Genomic DNA, 18,637 nt, shown 5'->3' with positions numbered 1-18,637 from the left:
CGAAGCGGTCAACTGCCGTTTCCAGGATGATCCCGCCCCACTGCCCGCTGTCGTAGACGTTGTCCGCCACGCCGGCCTAGCCGCCCAGCGTCGCCGTGGCGAGGGCCGGCGCCACGGGTCAGTTGGAACCCGTCGCCGAGTTCGTAAAGCGACAGCGTGAACGTGCCCGCCATGCCATTGCCGTCGAGCTTGAAAGCCGCTTCTCGCATGTGGCGGTCGCCGGGGCCGTTCCTTCACACGCGCCCTTCCTCCACCGCATGGCAGGCCACGCGCACGCTGTCGCGCCTGAGCAACACGGGTCGCTCAGCGCGGCAGCGGTCGTTGGCATGCGGGCAGCGCGGGTGAAAGGCGCAGCCTGCGGGCGGCGCCAGCGGGTTGGGCACCTCGCCCTGCACCGGCGTGCGGGCGCGGCCCGTGTCGTGCAGAGCGGGAATGGCGTCGAGCAACATGCGCGTGTAGGGGTGGCACGGTGCCGCGAACAACGTGCGCTTGGGCGCCAGTTCCACCAGGCGGCCCAGGTACATCACGCCCACGTCGTCGCTCACATGGCGCACAACGGCGAGGTTGTGGCTGATGAACAGGTACGTCAGGCCCTGCTTGCGCTGCAGCTCCTTCATGATGTTGAGCACTTGGGCCTGCACCGATACGTCGAGCGCAGAGGTAGGCTCGTCGCAGACCAGGAACTCCGGCTCGGTGGCCAGCGCGCGGGCGATGGAGATGCGCTGGCGCTGCCCGCCCGAGAACTGGTGCGGAAACTTCGCCCCGTCGTGCGGCGACAGCCCCACCGACTGCAGCAGCGCGCCCACGCGCTCGGCCAGTGCGGCGCGTGCGGTGACGATGCCGTGCTCGCACAGCGGCTCGCCCACGATGTCCTCCACCTTCCAGCGCGGGTTGAGGCTGGCGTACGGGTCCTGGAAGATCATCTGGATGCGCCGCCGCAGCACGCGGCCCTGGGGCGTGCGCAGGGTGGCGTGCACATCCCGGCCCTCGAAACGGAAGTTGCCGCGCGTAGGCGCATACAGGCCCACGAGCAGCCGCGCCACGGTGCTCTTGCCGCAGCCCGATTCACCAACCAGGGCCAGCGTCTTGCCGCGTTCGATGTCGAAGCTCACGCCATCCACGGCGTGCAGCAGGGTGCGCGGGGCATGAGCGAGCATGCGGTTGAGCCAGGGCGCGGAAACGTCGAAGTGCATGGCCAGGTCGTTGGCCTGCACCAGCACCGGAGCGGCTTGCGCCACGTCCTGCGGCAGCACGCATCGCACGGCCTGCGGCAACGGCTGCGCAACAGTTGCCAGGCAGGACGCCTGCGAGTCGTGCAGCCAGCAGGCCGCGCGCGTGGCGCCCGCAGCCATCAGATCGGGCCGTTCGGCACGGCAGCGGTCGAACACGCGCGCGCAGCGTGGGTTGAAGGCACAGCCACGCGGAATGGCGTTCAGGCGCGGCATGGCACCGTCGATCTGGTGCAGTTGCTCGCGGTACTCGTCCATGGACGGTATGCAGGCCATGAGGCCTGCGGTATACGGGTGCGCCGGGTGGTTGATGACGTCGTGCACCGGGCCGACCTCGGCCACGCGGCCCGCGTACAGCACCGCTACGCGGTCGCAGGTTTCGGCGATCACGCCCATGTCGTGCGTGATGAGCATCACCGCCGCGCCGCGCTCGCGGCACACGCGCTTGAGCAGCGTGATGATCTGCGCCTGTATGGAGACGTCGAGCGCCGTGGTGGGCTCGTCGGCCACGATGAGCTGCGGTTCGGCGGCCAGCGCGAGTGCAATCACCACACGCTGGCGCATGCCGCCGCTGAACTGGTGCGGGTAGTGGTCCACGCGCTGCTCGGGCGCGGGAATGCCGGTGTCGCGCAGCAGTTGGACGGCGCGCCGACGCGCTTCGGCCGAGCCCACGGGCAGGTGGGCCTGGATGGTCTCGGCAATCTGGCGGCCCACGGTGTAGAGCGGGTTCAGCGAAGTCAGCGGGTCCTGGAAGATGGCGCCGATGCGCCGTCCGCGGATGGCGCGCAGGCGCTGCGGCGGCAGGTTGTCGATGCGCTGGCCTTCGAACATGATGCGCCCACCGGCCACTCGGCCTGGAGGTTCCAGCAGGCCGATGATGGCCGCCCCGGTGAGCGACTTGCCAGCGCCCGATTCACCCACCACACCGAGGATTTCGCCCGGCGCGATGGAAAAGGAAATGTCGTCGAGCGCGCGCAACGTACCGTGGCGGCCCGGGAATTCGACGACGAGGTTCCGGACTTCGAGCAGGGGCGTGGTCATCTGAGCCGGGGGTTGAGCGCGTCGCGCAGCCAGTCGCCCAGCAAATTCACGCTGAGCGCGATGAGCACCAGCATGGCACCGGGGAACACGGTGATCCACCATTCGCCCGAGAACAGGTAGTCGTTGCCCACGCGGATCAGCGTGCCCAGCGAGGGCGCGGTGGGCGGCGCGCCCACGCCAAGGAACGAGAGCGTGGCTTCTGTGATGATGGCCGTGGCGACCTGGATGGTGGCCAGCACCAGCACCGGCCCAAGCACGTTGGGCAGCACATGGCGCCGCATGATGCGCAGCGGCGCCACGCCGGTCACGCGGGCGGCCTGCACATATTCCTTGTTGCGCTCCACCAGCGTGGAGCCGCGCACCGTGCGCGCGTACTGCACCCAGCCGGTGAGCGAGATGGAGAGGATGAGCACGCCGAAGGCCAGCGATTCGTGCGCGTTGGGAAACAGCACCCGCCCCACGCCCGCGATGAGCAGCGCCACGAGGATGGCGGGGAACGACAGCATCACGTCGCACAGCCGCATGAGAAGCGTATCGACCCAGCCGTCCAGGAAGCCCGCGAGCAGCCCCAGGGACACGCCGACGACGACCGACAGCGCGACCGACGCCACGCCCACTATGAGAGAAATGCGCGCACCGCAGATCACCGCCGAAAGGATGTCGCGGCCCTGGTCGTCGGTGCCGAGCAGGTATTTGCCGGTGCCTTCGGGGTACCACGCGGGAGGCAGCCGCGCGTCCATGAGTTCGAGCGTGGCGAGGTCGAACGGATCGTGCGGCGCCACCCAGCCCGCGAACAGCGCGCAGAAGATGCAAACGAAGGCGATCAGCGCCGCCAGCATGGCCATGGGCGCATGGCGGAAGCTGTAGACGACGTCGCTGTCGAGCCAGCGGGCGAGCGTCCTGGCCATCGCTATGCGCGGCATCCGGGCAACGGGGTGGTCATTTGATGCTCATCCACTTGAAGGGCATGTAGTTGTCGGCGAGCTGTACCAGTTCGACCTTCTTGGAAACGCCCCAGGCCAGCGACTGCTGGTGCAGCGGCAGGTGGCCGATGTCCTCGGCGTGGATGGCGAAGGCTTGCCGGATCATGGCGTCGCGCTTGGTCTTATCGGTTTCGGCCTGGATTTGCAACGTCAGCTCGTCCACCTTGGGGTTGCAGTAGGCCCCGAGGTTGAACTGGCCCGCGCCCTTGTCGTCCGCGCAGCGCATCAGGGCATTCAGCGCGTTGTGCGCGTCGTAGGTGGAGGGCGTCCAGCCCAGCAGGTAGAAGCTGGTGTCGCGGCGCAGGATCTTGGGGAAGTAGGTGCCCTTGGTCTCGGCCTGCAGGTTGATTTTGACCCCGATGCGCGCGAGGTTGGCGGCCACGGCCTGGCAAATCTGGCCGTCGTTGACATAGCGGTCGTTGGGGCAGTTCATCGCCACCTCGAAGCCGTTGGGATAGCCGGCCTCGGCCATGAGCTTGCGGGCGGCCTCGGGGTCGTAGGGCAGGCGCTTGTCCTGCTCGGCCGTCCAGCCATTGATGCCAGGACCCACCATGAGCGCCGTGGGGCGCGATGCCCCGCGCATCACGGTGCGCTGGATGCCATTCATGTCGATGGCCTGGTAGAAGGCCTGGCGCACGCGCTTGTCCTTGAACGGGTTCTTGCCCTTGACGCTGGAATACAGCAGTTCGTCGCGCTTCTGGTCCATGCCGAGGAAGATGGTGCGCAGCTCCGGCCCGGTAATGACGCGCGCGTTGGGGCTGGCGTTGATGCGCGCGATGTCTTGCACCGGCACGGGCTCCATCACATCCACCTCGCCCGAGACGAGCGCCGCCACGCGCGTGGCGGCGTTGGCGATGGGGGTGAACACCACCTCCTGCGCGTTGCCCTCGATCTTGCCCCAGTAGTTGCCGTTGCGCACGAAGGCCGTGCGCACGTTGGGCTGGCGCTCGCGCAGACGGTACGGGCCAGTGCCGTTGGCCTTGAACGAGGCGGTGTTCTCGATGCCCTTGCGGCGGTCCACGGGCTTGGTGGCGTTGTTGGCCTCGCACCACTTCCTGCTCATGATGAGCACCTGCGAGAGGACATCGGGCAGGATGGGGAACGGCCCCTTGGTCTCGATCTCGACCGCGTAGCCGCCCACCTTGCGCACCTCCTTGATGTCGTTGGCATAGCTCTGCATGTCCGAGCCCTCGCCCGCGATGCGCGCGAAAGTGAACAGCACGTCGTCGGCCGTGAACGGCGTGCCGTCGTGGAACTGCACGCCTTTGCGCAGTTCGAAGCGCCAGACGGTGGGCGATGTCTGCTTCCAGCCCGTGGCGAGCGCGGGCGCGAGGCTCAGGTCCTTGTTGCGGCCCACGAGCGGCTCGTAGACATTGCCGGTGATGCTGAGCTGCAGCGACTCGTTGAGCGAGTGCGGGTCCATGGAAAGAGCGTCGCCCTGGTTGGCAATGCGCACCGTCTGGGCCTGGGCCGGCAAGCACGCCGCTGCCAGTGCGCAGGCGGCAACGGCGGCGAGCAATGTCTTCTTGGGATGCATGGCGGGCTCCTTCGGAAAGGGTGGGTGGAAATCAATCGGAAACGGGCTGCATGGGCATGGCCTGTTCCACCAGGCCCGCGTGCAGCGCCGCGCCCAATGGCAGGATATCGTCGTTGAAATCGTAGCGGCTGTTGTGCAGCAGGCTGTTGCCGGCGCCCTGGCCGATGCGCAGGTAGGCACCGGGCTTGATCTGCAGCATGAAGGAGAAGTCCTCGGCGCCCATACTGGGCTCCATGTCGCGCACCACCTGCTCGGGGCCGACGATGGACTCGGCCACGTCGCCCGCGAACAGGGACTCGCGTTCGGAATTCAGGGTGGCGGGGTAGATGTGCTCGTAGTTCACGCTGGCCGTGGCGCCGAAGCCCAGCGCCACGGCGCCGCAGAGCTCGGACAGGCGGCGCTCGACCAGTTCCTGCACGTCGGGGGCGAAAGTGCGCACGGTGCCCACGAGAGTGGCCTTGCCGGGCAGCACGCTCATGGCGCCCAGGTCGCCGGCCTGCATGGCGCAGATGCTGATGGTGGCGCTGTCGATGGCGCGCACGTTGCGCGAGACGATGCTCTGCACGGCAGTGATGATGTGGCCCGCCACGAGCACCGTGTCCACCGTCTGGTACGGATGGGCGCCGTGGCCGCCGCGGCCCGTGATGTCGATGGTGATGCGGTCGGCGGCGGCCATCATGGGGCCGGGGTTGATGCCGACCATACCGGGCTTCATGGCGGGCCAGTTGTGCATGGCATAGATGGCATCGACGGGAAAGCGGTCGAACAGACCGTCCTCGATCATCACGCGCGCGCCCGCAAAACCCTCCTCGCCGGGCTGGAAGACCAGCACCGCCGTGCCGTCGAAGCGGCGCGTAGCGGCCAAGTAGCGAGCGGCGCCCAGCAGCATGGCGACGTGGCCGTCGTGGCCGCAGCCGTGCATGAGCCCGTGCGTGGCGGACTTCCAGGGAAAGTCGTTGTGCTCAGCCATGGGCAGCGCGTCCATGTCGGCACGCAGGCCGGTCATGCGGCCGCTGGCCGTGCTGCGCCCGCGGATGACGGCGACGACGCCGGTGCGGCCCAGGCCGTCGTGGACCTCGTCCACGCCAGCGGCGAGCAGCGCCTCGCGCACGCGGCGGGCGGTGTAGTGCTCCTCGAAGCCAAGTTCGGGGTGGGCATGCAGATCGCGCCGCAGCGCAGTGAGTTCTGGATGGAACTGCGCGATCTGCGCGAACGCGGGCCCGCTGGCCCTGTAGCGGAAGGCGGCTGCCTGCATCAATGGCCTCCGGTGCGCGACAGCCTCAGCCGTGGGTCTACCGCGAAGTACAGCAAGTCGACGACGAGGTTGATCGCGACGAAGATCAGCGCGATCAGGCACAGGTAGGCCGCCATGACCGGGATATCGGCGAAGGTGACGGCCTGGATGAACAGGAGGCCCATGCCGGGCCACTGGAACACGGTCTCGGTGATGATGGCGAAGGCGATCAGGCCGCCGAGCTGCAGACCGGTGATGGTCATGACCGGTACCAGCGTGTTCTTCAGCGCATGGCCGAAGTAGATGGTGCGCTCGTGCAAGCCGCGGGCACGGGCGAACTTGATGTAGTCGGTGCGCAGCACCTCCAGCATCTCCGCGCGCACGAGGCGCATGATGAGTGTGAGTTGAAATACCGCCAGCGTCACCGCTGGCAGCACGACATGCATCCAGCCATCGGCGGTGAGCAGCCCCGTGCGCCACCAGCCCAGCGGCACCACCTCGCCGCGCCCGAAGCTCGGGAACCAGCCCAGGTGCACCGCGAACACGAGGATCAGCAGGATGCCGATGAGGAAGGTGGGCAGCGACACGCCCATCAGCGATGCGGTCATGAACACCTGCGCCATGGCGCTGCCGCGTCTGAGGGCCGCGTATACACCCATGGGCACGCCCAGCGCCACGGCCATGATGGCGGCGACCAGCGCCAGTTCGACCGTGGCGGGAAAGCGTTCGGCCAGCAGGCGCGACACCTTGGCCCCCTGGCGCAGGCTCAGACCGAACTCGCCCTGCGCGGCATTGGCAAGGAAGTGCCCGAACTGCACGAAGAACGGCTTGTCGAGCCCCAGGTCGGCGCGCAGCGCCTGTATCTGCTGCGGCGCAGCGTCCTGCCCCAGCAGGAACACGACCGGGTCGCCCACGTACTGGAAAAGCAGGAACGCGATCAGCGCGACGGCAACCATGACGATCACCGCTTGCACAAGCCGACGCAGTAGGAATGCCAGCATCAAGTGTTCAGCCGCAAAGAGGCCATGCTAGCAGAGCAAGTCGCATGCCGGGACTCTCAGAGCCGCCTGTCATGGATGCGGGTGTTTCAGTGGATCTGCACCCGGCGCCAGTCGATGCGGTTATCGGCCCGGTGGATGACATCGACGTTCTTCTTCATGGCCCAGGGGATGAGCTGGTTGTAGAGCGGGATGTGGGCCACGGTGTCGTTTTGCAGTTGCAGCGCCTCGGTCAGCAGCCGTGTGCGGACTTGACGGTCGGATTCGGTCTTGGCCCGGTCCACCAGAGAGTCCATGCGCGGGTTGCTGTAGCGGCCCGCGTTGAAGTTGCCGTCGCCGCCCGCGCCCACGGTGCGCACCAGCGACTGCAGGGTGTAGAGCGCATCGAAGGTGGGCACGCCCCAGCCCAGCAAATAGACCTCGGCCTGGTAGCGTTGCAGCACTTGCATGTAGGCGACGAAGGGCAGCGTGCGCAACCTGGCGTGCACGCCAACCTGGGCCCACATGGCGGTGATGGCGCGGCATACCTCCGCATCGTTGACGTAGCGATTCTTGGGGCAGGCGAAATCGACCGTGAAGCCATCCGGATACCCCGCATCGGCCAGCAGCCTGCGCGCGGCGTCAGGTGCATAGGGCGGGCGGCGGTGCACTTCCTCGCTCCAGCCGTTGACCTGCGGCGCCACAAGCGCGCCCGTGATCTGACCCAGGCCCCGCATGGTGCCGCGCACGAGACCCTGGACGTCGATGGCCTGGTAGAGCGCACGGCGCACACGCAAGTCCTTCAAGGGATTGGCGCCCTTGGTGCCGGGCAGTTCGTCGCGGTATTGGTCCATGCCCAGGAAGATGGTGCGGTTCTCGATGCCGTCGATGACCTTGAGCGCCGCATCGCCGCGCACGCTGGCCAGATCCTGCGGCTGCGGGTCGAGCACCAGGTCCACCCGGCCCGACAGCAGCGCGGCGATGCGGGCACTTGCCTCCTTGACCGGCAGGAAGACGATCTCGGTCACGTTGGTTTCCAGCGGCCCCCCGCTCCAGCGCGGGTTGCGCACGAGCACCAAGCGCTGGCCCCTCGCCCATTCCTTGACCATGAAAGGGCCGCTGCCCATGGCGTTTCGGTGGGCATAGTGCCCGCCGGACGACTGCATGTCCTTGGGCTGCACTGCCTTGTGCCTTTCGGCCCAGGCGCGGCTCATGACGCGCAGTTCCGTCAACTGATTGAGCAACACCGGGCTGGGGCCCTTGAGGAAGATATCCACCGTAGCGGCATCCACGGCGGCCACGCGGTCTATGCCCTGGGTGTAGATGGCATAGGTGGATGTCCGGGCCATGGCGCGGTTGAGCGAGAACACCACGTCGTCCGCGGTGACCGGCGAACCATCGCTGAACAGCGCACCGGGCCGCAGCGTAAAGCGTATCTGCGTGGGCGACACCTCATCCCAGCGCGTGGCCAATTGCGGCTCGGGCTTGAACGTCCGGCTGTCGTAATAGACCAGCGACTCATAGATGGATAGATGGCCGCGTGGACGCCGCTACCGAGCGCGCTGATCTGCGCATGGATGTCGAGCGACGGAATGTCGCTGGCCGCGGTCCACGTGAGCGTTCTGGCCTGGGCCAGCGACATGCCGGCGAGCACAACGATCATCAACAAGGCTTGCAAAAACGCGCGCATGCGCATGGCGTTCTCCCCAATGGAGGCACTATGCAGCAACGGCATGCAAGGCGTCAAAGGCTCCGGTGCCTGCACAGGGATAAAAGTTTGCGCAGGCGGTTCCTGCGGCGGCACATGCCGTGCGGCATGTGCGTGGCTGCTTCACGCGATGAAAATGTAGTCCCCACGCTCCGCCGCTGCGCGGGTCGCTGCCCCCCGAGGGGGCCGCTTTTCATCTTGGGGCGGCCCGGCGATGAAAAATGTGGCCCCCACGCTCCGCCGCTGCGCGGGTCGCTGCCCCCCGAGGGGGCCGCTTTTCATCTTGGGGCGCACCGATGAAAAAAGCCAGCCATTTCTGGCTGGCTTTTGCATCTCATGCAAACCAGGCGAATGCCTGGCGCGCATCAGAAGGAGTGACGCAGACCGAACTCGTAGCCGGTGCTGTTCTTGCCAGCGGCTGCCGTACCAGCCAAAGAGATGGCAGCCCCGCCATCGTTGCTGATGTGGGCAACCGTGCCATACAAGGCCGTGCGCTTGGACAGGTTGTAGACATAGCCCACGGAAAACTTCGAGGCGTCGTTGCCGTTAAAACCAGAAGTCTTGTTGTCCAGGTCTTGGTACGAGATCTTCGCCACGCCATTGCCCACGGGAGCGGTCAGGCCGACCAGGTAGCTGGAGAACTTGACTTCGGTCGGAACCTTGAGCTTTTCTTCATTCCACACGAACATTGCCTTGGCGACGCCGAAGTCATAGCTGGCGCCGATGTTGTACGAATCGGCATCCGCGGTATTGCCAACGGTCTTGTTGGTCGGGGCATGGCCTTCGTAGAGCTTGGTGTAGCCGCCGCTGACACTCAGAGGACCATTGGCATAGCCGCCGGCAATGCTGAAACCGTTGCCCTTGGGACCAGTGGTTTGTTCACCCATGATGATTTGCGCCTGGCCGAAGAAACCACCCAGGTTCGACGGCAGGAAGTAGGCAATCGTGTTGCCCTTGCGGTTTTCGAAGGTGCCATTGCCCGAGGTGGAGCCCGTCGGATTGGCCCTGTTGTAGATGAAGCCGATGGCGCCAATGCCGTTATCGCCGAACGGATCATAGGAGCTCAACGTGTTGTAGCTGGCCAGAAAGTCACGGCCCAGGCGCACTTCACCAAAGTTGCCCAGCAGGCTGACCGTGGCACGGCGCTTGAATTCCAAGCCCGATCCGGCGCCGCCGCTGACGTTACCTTCGCCCGTGTCAGCAGCGATGCCGGCTTCCAGCCAGAAACCAGCCTTCAAGCCACCGCCAAGATCTTCCACGCCGCGGAAACCAATGCGGCTGGTACTGAGGCCGCCACTCACCAGGCGGGTGACAGAGTTGCCGGCGCCGCTGTTGGACACATGTTGAACGGCCTCATCGACCACACCGAACACCGTGACGGACGACTGGGCCATGGCGGCGCCGGATGCGGCCAGCACAGCCAAGGCGATTAGGGATTTTTTCATTGCGAGTTTCTCCAAGGTTGAACATCGGGCGCCGGCTTGGGGGCTCTTTATCGTCAGGTCCGCCAAGGTGCCGCGCCAACTTCCTTTATGGAAGCTATGCACATTGCAACAGACGCCAAGGCGATGCGCAAAGAATTTGCTTCTCTGATGAACAGAAAAGCATTGTTTCGTTGTTGTGGTGCAACGTTGAATGCACCCTCTCAAAGCAGCACCACTCTGGTGCAATTTATGGCGGCTTACACTTGGCGCCCATCAGGAGAAATAGCCATGGACCGCTTGCTGTCTGCCGCCGATTCCGCGCTGCGCACGCTGTTTGCCGAACCCCGGCCAGCGCGCCCCACGCCGGCAGGCGCGTCGGATGCTGCGCCACTCGACGAGCGCCAGCGCCAGTTGTCCGCCGCCCTCATGCGCGTGAACCACGTGGGCGAAGTCTGCGCGCAGGCGCTCTATACGGGCCAGGCAAGCGTGACGCGCGACCCCGCGCTGCGCACCCACCTGCTGCGCGCCGCCAAGGAAGAAGCCGACCACCTGGCCTGGACGCGCCAGCGGCTCGGCCAACTGCAGGCGCGCCCCAGCCTCCTGAACCCGCTCTGGTACGCCGGCGCCTTCACCCTGGGCGCCGTGGCCGGCAAGGTGAGCGACCGCGTGAGCCTGGGCTTCGTCGCCGAAACCGAGCGCCAGGTATCCGAGCACCTGCAGGGCCACCTGGGCCGGCTGCCGGTGAACGACCAGGCCTCCCGTGCCATCGTGGCGCAGATGAGAACCGACGAGGAGCGCCACGCGGCGGACGCACGCGCGGCCGGCGCAGTGGAGTTGCCGCGCCCGGTACGGATGCTGATGCGCGCCGCGGCCAGGGCCATGACCGCGACGGCGCATTACATCTAAGCGTCCAGCACCTCGAAGCTGGTGGTGATCTCGGCGGTCTTCTCCAGCATGATGGTGGCCGAGCAGTACTTCTCGTGGCTCATGGCCACGGCCCGCGCCACCGCCGACGTGGGCACGTCCTTGCCCGTGACGGTGAAGTGCATGTGGATCTTCGTGAACACCTTGGGGTCGGCAGGCGCGCGCTCCGAGGTCAGGCGCACCGAACAGCCGCGCACGTCGTGGCGCCCGCGCTTGAGGATCAGCACCACGTCGTAGGCGGTGCAGCCGCCCGTGCCGGCCAGCACCGTCTCCATGGGGCGCGGCGCCAGGTTCTGGCCGCCGTTCCCGGGCCGCTCGGCATCGGGCGCGCCGTCCATCGCCAGTACATGGCCACTGCCGGTTTCCGCCACGAAACCCATGCCCGAGCGCGTGCCCGCGTTCCCCGTCCAACTTACCGTGCATTCCATGCGCACCTCTACTTTCAGACTTTTCTAATGGCCTATAAATCAAACTGATATTGCCAATTTTGCAACACTTCGAACCGTTGCTTGTTGCAATGCAGCATGCACTCGATAGAATACGGCCTATCGCATGCGGCAAACGCCTCATGCACCGGTTGTCTCCTCCACCTCCTCCTTTGGTGGATTTAGCCCCGAGTCTCACGACTCGGGGCTTTTTTCTTGGAGCGCCTATGATGCGCCAGCCCGCCGCGCCGCGTGCGCCGGGCTGCGAGAACATCCGAGCACAATGACCAAGAAGCACCTCTCCCCCGCAGACTACCTCCAGCGCATCCTGACCGCCCGCGTATACGACGTGGCCGTCGAATCCCCTCTCGAAGCCGCACGCACCCTGGGCCGGCGCCTGCACAACAAGGTGCTGCTCAAGCGCGAGGACCAGCAGCCCGTGTTCAGCTTCAAGCTGCGCGGCGCCTACAACAAGATGTCCAGGCTCACGCCGCAGCAGCTCAGGAAGGGCGTGATCTGCGCCTCGGCGGGCAACCACGCGCAAGGCGTGGCGCTGAGCGCCAGCCGCCTGGGCACGCGCGCCGTCATCGTCATGCCCACCACCACGCCGCAGCTCAAGGTGGACGCCGTCAAGGCCCTGGGCGGCGAGGTGGTGCTGGCGGGCGAGAGCTATTCCGACGCCTACACCCACGCCGCCGCGCTGGAGAAGAAGCAGGGCCTGACCTTCATCCACCCCTTCGACGACCCCGACGTGATCGCCGGCCAGGGCACCATCGCCATGGAAATCCTGCGCCAGCACCAGGGCCCGCTGGACGCGGTGTTCGTCGCCATCGGCGGCGGCGGGCTGGTGTCGGGCGTGGCCAACTACGTCAAGGCCGTGCGGCCCGAGGTGAGGGTGATCGGCGTGCAGATGGACGACTCCGACGCCATGGCGCGCTCGGTCGCCGCCCGCAAGCGCGTCACGCTGCCCGACGTGGGGCTGTTCTCCGACGGCACCGCCGTCAAGCTGGTGGGCGAGGAGACCTTCCGCATCGCCCGCGGCCTGGTCGATGAATACATCCGCGTCGATACCGACGCCGTGTGCGCCGCCATCAAGGACGTGTTCGTCGACACCCGCAGCATCGTCGAGCCCGCCGGCGCCATGGCCGTGGCCGCCATCAAGCAGTACGTGGCGCGCCACAAGACGAAGGGCCAGACCTACGTTGCCATCCTCTGCGGTGCCAACATGAACTTCGACCGCCTGCGCTTCGTGGCCGAGCGCGCGCTGGTGGGCGAGGAGCGCGAGGCGCTGTTCGCCGTCACCATCCCCGAGGCGCGCGGCAGCTTCCGCCGCTTCTGCGAGACCGTGGGCTCGCTGCCCGGCGGTCCGCACAACGTGACCGAGTTCAACTACCGCATCAGCGATGCGAAGAACGCCCACGTGTTCGTGGGCCTGAGCATCTCCGGCCCCGGCGAGTCGGCCAGGATCGCCGCCAACTTCGCGCGCAAGGGCTTCCAGGCGCTGGACCTCACGCATGACGACCTCGCCAAGGAGCACCTGCGCCACATGGTCGGCGGCCACTCCGCACTGGCGCAGCACGAACGGCTGCTGCAGTTCGTCTTCCCCGAGCGCCCCGGCGCGCTGCTGAAGTTCCTGAGCCTGATGCGGCCCAACTGGAACATCAGCCTGTTCCACTACCGCAACCAGGGCGCCGACTACGGCCGCACGCTGGTGGGCATGCAGGTGCCGCAGGCCGACAACAAGGCGTTCAAGCAGTTTCTCGACACGCTGGGCTACCCCTACGTGGAGGAAACGGGGAACCCCGCGTACCGGCTGTTCCTGCAAAGCTGACGCACCAGCGGAGAAGCGCCCGTGCTGACCCGCTTCGCACGCCACTGGCTCACCGCGCTGCAGTTCTTCACGCGCGTGCCGGTCGCGGGCCGGCTCGGCGCCTGGGTCGGCTACGGCCCGGCGCAGTTGCGCGCCAGCGCGGCGCACTTCCCCTCCATCGGCTGGCTCGCCGCGGCGGCGGCGGGCGCGGCCTACTTCGCGCTGCACCGGGGCCTGGCCGGCAACCCGTTCGCGCCGCTGGCGGCGGCGGTGGCCTGCACCATCGCCACCGTGCTGCTGACCGGCGGCTTTCATGAGGACGGCCTGGCCGACGTGGCCGACGGCCTGGGCGGCAGCGCCGACCGCGACCGGGCCCTGGAGATCATGAAGGACTCGCGCATCGGCGCGTTCGGCGCCATGGCGCTGGCGCTGGCGCTGCTGGCCAAGGTGGCGCTGCTGGCCGCGCTGGGCGCGCACGGCGCCGGGCCGGCGCTGGTGGCGCTGGCGGGCGCGCACGTGCTCTCGCGCTTCTGGCCGCTGCTGCTCATGCGCACGCTGGCGCACGTGGGCGACAGCGCGCGCTCCAAGAGCAAGCCGCTGGCCGACGGCATCTCCGGGCCCGCGCTCGGCGTGGCTCTCTTATGGTGTTTTCCGCTCGCAGCGCTTGTATTACCTGCGGTGGCAGCTATGTTTTTGATAGTGCCCGCGATCACCAGCGGCATCGCGCTGCTGTGGCTGCGGCGGCTGTTCGTGCGGCGCCTGGGCGGTTTCACGGGGGACTGCCTGGGCGCCACGCAGCAGGTCTGCGAGATCGCCTTCTACCTCGGTGCCGCGCTGGCGCTGCCGGGGCGGTGAAGCTCTGGCTCGCCCGCCACGCGCGGCCCCTGCTCGACACGGGCATCTGCTACGGCCGGCTCGATGTGCCCGCCGACCCGCAGGCCACGCGCGAGGCCGCGCAGGCGCTCGCTGCCGCGCTGCCCGCGGGCGTGCCCGCCTGGTTCTCGCCGCTACGCAGATGCGAGCAGCTTGCGCAGGCGCTGCAAGCGCTGCGGCCCGATGTGGCCTGCAAGGCCGACGCGCGGCTCGTGGAGATGGACTTCGGCGCCTGGGAGGGCCGGCCCTGGAGCGGCATCGCCCGCGCGGAGATCGACGCCTGGACCGCGCGCTTCGCCCACCACGCGCCGGGCGGCGGCGAGACAGTGGCGGCCTTGCTGGCGCGCGTGAACGCGGCCTGCGACGATGCCCATGACCGCGCGGCTGGCGGCGAAATGCTGTGGATCACCCATGCCGGCGTGGCGCGCGCCGTGGCGCTGCGGGCGGCAGGCAGACGCGAGGTGCGACAGGCCGGCGACTGGCCCGTGGCGGCGCCGGCCTTCGGCACCTGGGAAATGTTGGCTTGAACTCCGGGACCGCGCTGCGACTACTACTTGAACCGCGCCGGCATCTCCAGCGTCAGCGCCGCCGGCCCCGCCGCGTCCGGCCCCAGCCGCGCCTGGCGCGTGGAAACCGACTGCAGCACCATCCCGTCGACCACCGCCGTGCCCACGCGAAACGGGCGGGCCGGCTTGCCGTCGATGGCGATCAGCGCCGCGCCGCCGCTGGAGCGGCCCGCCAGCACGCCCACCAGCGCCAGCCGGCTCGCCAGCCCTGGCTGGGGCGCGGCGGCCTGCGGGCCCGCGCCGAGCAGGCGGGCCAGCGCCTGCGCATCGGGCTGCGCGGCAGCGGCGGGCGGCGGCGGCGGTGCCATGCCCGTGTCCGCGGGTGCCATGCGCAGCCCCCAGTACACGGCGCTCGCGGCGGCCAGCGCCCACACCGCGAACGTGCCCGTTCCCACCACCCAGCGGCTTTGCAAAGTCGTCACCATGCGGCGATTATGATGGACGGCTCCGCTGCCCCACCCCGCTCCTTTTCGACTGCGATGACCTCTACCGTCCCTTCCCCGCGCCGCCGCGTCCAGGCCGGCTTCACCCTGATCGAACTGATGGTCGTGCTGGTCATCATCGGCGTGCTGGCCGCGCTGATCGTGCCCAACGTGCTCGACCGCGCCGACGACGCCCGCGCCACCGCCGCGCGCACCGATGTCAACAACCTCATGCAGGCGCTCAAGCTCTACCGCCTGGACAACCAGCGCTACCCCACCGGCGAACAGGGCCTGCAGGCGCTCATCGCCCGCCCCACCGCGCAGCCGGTGCCGCCCAACTGGCGCCCCTACGTCGAGAAGCTGCCGAGCGACCCCTGGGGCCGCCCGTACCAGTACCTGAACCCCGGCGTGAAGGGTGAGGTGGACGTGATGTCCTTCGGCGCCGACGGCCAATCGGGCGGCGAAGGCAAGGACGCGGACATCGGTAGCTGGCAATGAAAAACCCCCACGCTCCCCACTGCGCGGGGTTCGCGGCCCGGCAGCGGGGCAGGCTTCCATGCTTGCCCGCTTTGCGCACTGCGCTCCTTAAACCATAGCTTCCACCGCAGTTTGAACGCCATGTTCCAGTGGTTTTCATATGGAAACCGGCGAAACACGTGCGGTGGCAGCTATGAAAAACGTAGCGTCCGCGGCTTCACGCTCATCGAGCTGCTGGTCGTCATCGCCATCATCGCCTTCGCCAGCGCGGGCGTCGGGCTGGCGCTGCGCGACGGCAGCCAGGGCGGGCTCGACCGCGAGGCCGACCGGCTGGCCGCGCTGCTCGAAGCCGCGCGGGCGCAGTCGCGCGCCAGCGGCATCGCGGTGCGCTGGGTGCCCGTGGCCGGCGGCTTCCGTTTCGACGGCCTGCCGCCCGGCACGCTGCCCGCCGGCTGGCTCGACGCATCCACCGGCGTTGCCGGGCCCGGCAACGGCACCCTGGTGCTCGGGCCCGAACCGCTGATCGGCGCGCAGCAGGTGCTGCTGGTCAGCGCGCGCCAGCCGGACCGCGTGCTGCGCGTGGCCACCGACGGGCTGCGGCCCTTCGCCGTACAGCCATGAGAACGTGGCCCCCACGGTCGCTCACTGCGTGCAGCTCCCTGCCCCCAGGCGCAGGCTGGCCCTGCGCTTCGCTGGTGCAAGGGGCCGCGTTCCGCCTTGGGGCGGCCCGGCGGCGCAACGGCTTCACCTTGGTGGAGGTGCTGGTGGCGCTGGGCATCGTCGCCATCGCGCTCATGGCCGGCCTGCGCGCCACCGGCGCCCTGACCGCCAACGCCGAGCGCCAGAGCAGCGTACTGCTGGCCCAGGTCTGCGCCGAGAACGAGCTGGCCCGCGTGCGCCTGGCCGCCGAAATGCCCGGCGTGGGCGACAGCACCCTCGACTGCGGGCAGGGCGGGCGCAATTTCAGCGTGGCACTGAGCGTGCGCCCCACGCTCAACCCGAGCTTCCGCCGCGTGGATGCGCAGGTGCGCGAAGGCGAACTGCCGGTGCTCAGGCTGTCCACCATCGTGAGCAAGTACTAGCCATGCGCGCAACCGCCCCGCGCACGCAACACGGCTTCACACTGGTCGAGCTGCTGGTCGCGCTCGGCGTGATGGCGCTGATCGCCATGCTGGGCTGGCGCGCGCTCGACGGCATGGCGCGCACGCAGGAGGTGGTGCAGCGCCATACCGACGCCGCCCTGGCCCTGCAGGCCGGCCTGGGCCAATGGGGCGCGGACCTGGACGCCATGGCGAGCGTGCCGCACACCGTGCCCATCGACTGGGACGGGCGCGCGCTGCGCATCACGCGGCGCAGCAGCGCCGTGCCCGATACCGGCCTGGTCGTCGCGGCCTGGACGCGGCGCGGCGTGGGCGGCAGCGGCGAATGGCTGCGCTGGCAGTCGCCGCCGCTCACCACGCGCGGCGCCTGGCAGCAGGCCTGGCAGCAGGCCGCCGCCTGGGCCCAGAACCCGGGCGATGCCGAGCGGGGCGCCGAGGTGCCGGTGCTGCCGCTCGACGACTGGCAGGTCTTCTACTTCCGCGGCAACGCCTGGACCAACCCGCAGTCCAGCGCGGGCACCGATGCCGGCGCCGACGCCAGCGCCGCCCCGAACGCCAGCGCCACCGCACCCGAGGGCGTGCGCCTGGTGCTGGTGCTGCCGCCGGGCCAGGCCGCCACGGGGCGCATCGTGCGCGACTGGGCGCAGCAGGGCAGCAACCCCAACAAGCCGTCATGAACGCGCAAAAGACCGCCCCGCCGCTGCGCCGCAACCGCTGCCGCGGCGCTGCCCTGCTGCTGGCCATGCTCACCGTCACGCTGGTTGCCACCTTCGCCTCCGCGGCGCTGTGGCGCCAGTGGCGCGGCGTGGAGGTGGAAACCGCCGAGCGCGCGCGCGTGCAGGCCGGCTGGATCCTGGTGGGCGCGGTCGACTGGTCGCGCGTGATCCTGCGCGAGGACGCGCGCGCGAGCGGCATCGACCACCTCGACGAGCCCTGGGCCGTGCCGCTGCAGGAGGCGCGTCTGTCCACCTTCCTGGCCGCCGATGCCGGCGGCACCGCCAGCGCCGACGCGGGCGATGCCGCGCAGGACACGTTCCTCTCGGGCCGCATGATCGACCTGCAGTCGCGCATGAACGTCTACAACATCGCCGACGGCGGCCAGCGCCAGGACGCCGCGCTGCGGCAGTTCCAGCGCCTGTTCGCGCAGCTCGGCCTGCCCGAAGGCGAGCTGGAACTGCTGGCGCGCAACCTGGTGCGGGCCCAGTCGAGCGCCAGCGGCGACGCCGACGCGCCGCTGATGCCGCAGAAGTTCGAGCAGCTCACATGGCTGGGCCTGTCGCCCGCCACGCTGCGGGCGCTGGCACCCTACGCCACGCTGCTGCCGCTGCGCACGCGCGTGAACATCAACACCGCCAGCGCCGAGGTGCTGCAAGCCAGCGCCGCGGGCCTGGACCGCGCGGGCGCGGAGCTGCTGGTGCAGGCGCGGCGCAGCGACCATTTCCGCAACCTCGCCGCGGCCGGCAAGCTGGTGGGCGGCGACACCGTCCTGCCCGACACGGACTTCGGCGTGGCCTCGATGTTCTTCGAGGCCCGGGGCCGGCTGCGGCTGGGCGGCGTGGCGGTGGAGGAGCGCTCGGTGCTGCGCCGCGACGGCGCCACCGTGCGCACGCTCTGGCGCGAGCGCGGCGCCATCGGCGGCATGGACGCCGACATCCTGGCGCGCTGAACGCGGCGCGGGGGCCGGCCTCCTGCCACACCCACTCCGTACAATGCCCCGCGAGAATCCCGCATGAGCATCCTGATCGTCCACCTGCCCCCGCCCGGCGCCCCTGCGGCCACGGACTACGCCTACGTGCAAAGCCCCGACGGCCAGGCCGTGGCGCGGCAGGCCAGCGCGCCCGCCGCGCTGCTGCCCAAGCCGGGGCGCGCGGGCGGCGAGGTGGTGGCGCTGGCCCCCGCGCGGGCGC

At 68.8% G+C, this 18,637-nt stretch carries 17 protein-coding genes and 2 pseudogenes; 9 read left to right on the top strand and 10 right to left on the bottom strand.

The window, feature by feature from the left end:
* Positions 1-233 precede the first annotated feature (233 nt).
* The 8 genes and pseudogenes from PY257_RS00780 to PY257_RS00740 form a co-directional block, all read right to left on the bottom strand.
* A complete protein-coding gene (locus PY257_RS00780; RefSeq protein ID WP_275737842.1) occupies positions 234-1,250 on the bottom strand; it encodes an ABC transporter ATP-binding protein in 1,017 nt (338 codons plus the stop codon).
* A gap of 48 nt (positions 1,251-1,298) precedes the next feature.
* Positions 1,299-2,270: pseudogene (locus PY257_RS00775) on the bottom strand (ABC transporter ATP-binding protein); the annotation flags it as partial.
* Positions 2,267-3,178, bottom strand: coding sequence for an ABC transporter permease (locus PY257_RS00770; protein WP_275737782.1), 912 nt, complete (start codon positions 3,176-3,178; stop codon positions 2,267-2,269). The pseudogene PY257_RS00775 and the gene PY257_RS00770, both read right to left, overlap by 4 nt.
* 31 nt (positions 3,179-3,209) lie before the next feature.
* On the bottom strand, positions 3,210-4,790 hold the full coding sequence (locus PY257_RS00765; protein ID WP_275737780.1) for an ABC transporter substrate-binding protein: 1,581 nt from the start codon (positions 4,788-4,790) through the stop codon (positions 3,210-3,212).
* 31 nt (positions 4,791-4,821) lie between these two features.
* Complete coding sequence (locus PY257_RS00760) at positions 4,822-6,045, bottom strand: M20 aminoacylase family protein (protein WP_275737778.1); 1,224 nt, start codon at positions 6,043-6,045, stop codon at positions 4,822-4,824.
* Entirely contained in the window at positions 6,045-7,025 is a 981-nt protein-coding gene (locus PY257_RS00755) for an ABC transporter permease (RefSeq protein ID WP_275737777.1), read from the bottom strand. Before PY257_RS00755 ends, PY257_RS00760 begins: the two co-directional genes overlap by 1 nt.
* Before the next feature lie 86 nt (positions 7,026-7,111).
* Positions 7,112-8,697: pseudogene (locus PY257_RS00750) on the bottom strand (ABC transporter substrate-binding protein).
* Positions 8,698-9,074: 377 nt separating this feature from the next.
* A complete protein-coding gene (locus tag PY257_RS00740; RefSeq protein WP_275737775.1) occupies positions 9,075-10,154 on the bottom strand; it encodes a porin in 1,080 nt (359 codons plus the stop codon).
* A 267-nt stretch (positions 10,155-10,421) separates the two neighbouring features.
* Here PY257_RS00740 and coq7 point away from each other — a divergent pair, with 267 nt between their 5' ends.
* Positions 10,422-11,039: a 2-polyprenyl-3-methyl-6-methoxy-1,4-benzoquinone monooxygenase gene (gene coq7, locus PY257_RS00735; protein WP_275737773.1), complete on the top strand. Its 618-nt coding sequence runs from the start codon at positions 10,422-10,424 to the stop codon at positions 11,037-11,039.
* Here the strand turns inward: coq7 and PY257_RS00730 are convergent.
* Complete coding sequence (locus PY257_RS00730; protein WP_275737772.1) at positions 11,036-11,485, bottom strand: OsmC family protein; 450 nt, start codon at positions 11,483-11,485, stop codon at positions 11,036-11,038. The two genes, coq7 and PY257_RS00730, sit on opposite strands and share 4 nt — an antisense overlap.
* 280 nt (positions 11,486-11,765) lie before the next feature.
* Here PY257_RS00730 and ilvA point away from each other — a divergent pair, with 280 nt between their 5' ends.
* From ilvA to PY257_RS00715, 3 genes are read left to right on the top strand one after another with little or no spacing between them, the layout of a single operon-like run.
* Positions 11,766-13,313: a threonine ammonia-lyase, biosynthetic gene (ilvA, locus tag PY257_RS00725; protein WP_275737770.1), complete on the top strand. Its 1,548-nt coding sequence runs from the start codon at positions 11,766-11,768 to the stop codon at positions 13,311-13,313.
* 21 nt (positions 13,314-13,334) lie between these two features.
* Positions 13,335-14,147: an adenosylcobinamide-GDP ribazoletransferase gene (cobS, locus tag PY257_RS00720; RefSeq protein WP_275737768.1), complete on the top strand. Its 813-nt coding sequence runs from the start codon at positions 13,335-13,337 to the stop codon at positions 14,145-14,147.
* A complete protein-coding gene (locus tag PY257_RS00715; protein ID WP_275737766.1) occupies positions 14,144-14,692 on the top strand; it encodes a histidine phosphatase family protein in 549 nt (182 codons plus the stop codon). The genes cobS and PY257_RS00715 overlap by 4 nt, the downstream gene beginning before the upstream one ends.
* A gap of 23 nt (positions 14,693-14,715) precedes the next feature.
* On the opposite strand, the gene PY257_RS00710 is transcribed toward PY257_RS00715, so the two are convergent.
* Entirely contained in the window at positions 14,716-15,156 is a 441-nt protein-coding gene (locus PY257_RS00710) for a type II secretion system protein N (protein ID WP_275737764.1), read from the bottom strand.
* Between the two features lie 54 nt (positions 15,157-15,210).
* Here PY257_RS00710 and gspG point away from each other — a divergent pair, with 54 nt between their 5' ends.
* From gspG to gspK, 5 genes are all read left to right on the top strand, one after another.
* The gene (gene gspG, locus PY257_RS00705; protein WP_275737762.1) at positions 15,211-15,651 is read left to right on the top strand and encodes a type II secretion system major pseudopilin GspG; all 441 of its coding nucleotides are present in this window, start codon (positions 15,211-15,213) and stop codon (positions 15,649-15,651) included.
* A gap of 120 nt (positions 15,652-15,771) precedes the next feature.
* The gene (locus PY257_RS00700) at positions 15,772-16,251 is read left to right on the top strand and encodes a prepilin-type N-terminal cleavage/methylation domain-containing protein (RefSeq protein WP_275737760.1); all 480 of its coding nucleotides are present in this window, start codon (positions 15,772-15,774) and stop codon (positions 16,249-16,251) included.
* Positions 16,248-16,712, top strand: a complete 465-nt coding sequence (gspI, locus tag PY257_RS00695; RefSeq protein WP_275737758.1) for a type II secretion system minor pseudopilin GspI — start codon at positions 16,248-16,250, stop codon at positions 16,710-16,712. Before PY257_RS00700 ends, gspI begins: the two co-directional genes overlap by 4 nt.
* 2 nt (positions 16,713-16,714) lie before the next feature.
* Positions 16,715-17,407, top strand: coding sequence for a PulJ/GspJ family protein (locus tag PY257_RS00690; RefSeq protein ID WP_275737756.1), 693 nt, complete (start codon positions 16,715-16,717; stop codon positions 17,405-17,407).
* Positions 17,404-18,396, top strand: coding sequence for a type II secretion system minor pseudopilin GspK (gspK, locus tag PY257_RS00685; RefSeq protein ID WP_275737754.1), 993 nt, complete (start codon positions 17,404-17,406; stop codon positions 18,394-18,396). The genes PY257_RS00690 and gspK overlap by 4 nt, the downstream gene beginning before the upstream one ends.
* Positions 18,397-18,637: the final 241 nt, after the last annotated feature.

The organism is Curvibacter soli, from assembly GCF_029211125.1.
GTDB classification, from domain to species: Bacteria; Pseudomonadota; Gammaproteobacteria; order Burkholderiales; family Burkholderiaceae_C; genus Curvibacter_A; species Curvibacter_A soli.
This window is presented reverse-complemented; position numbering and strand designations above follow the sequence as displayed.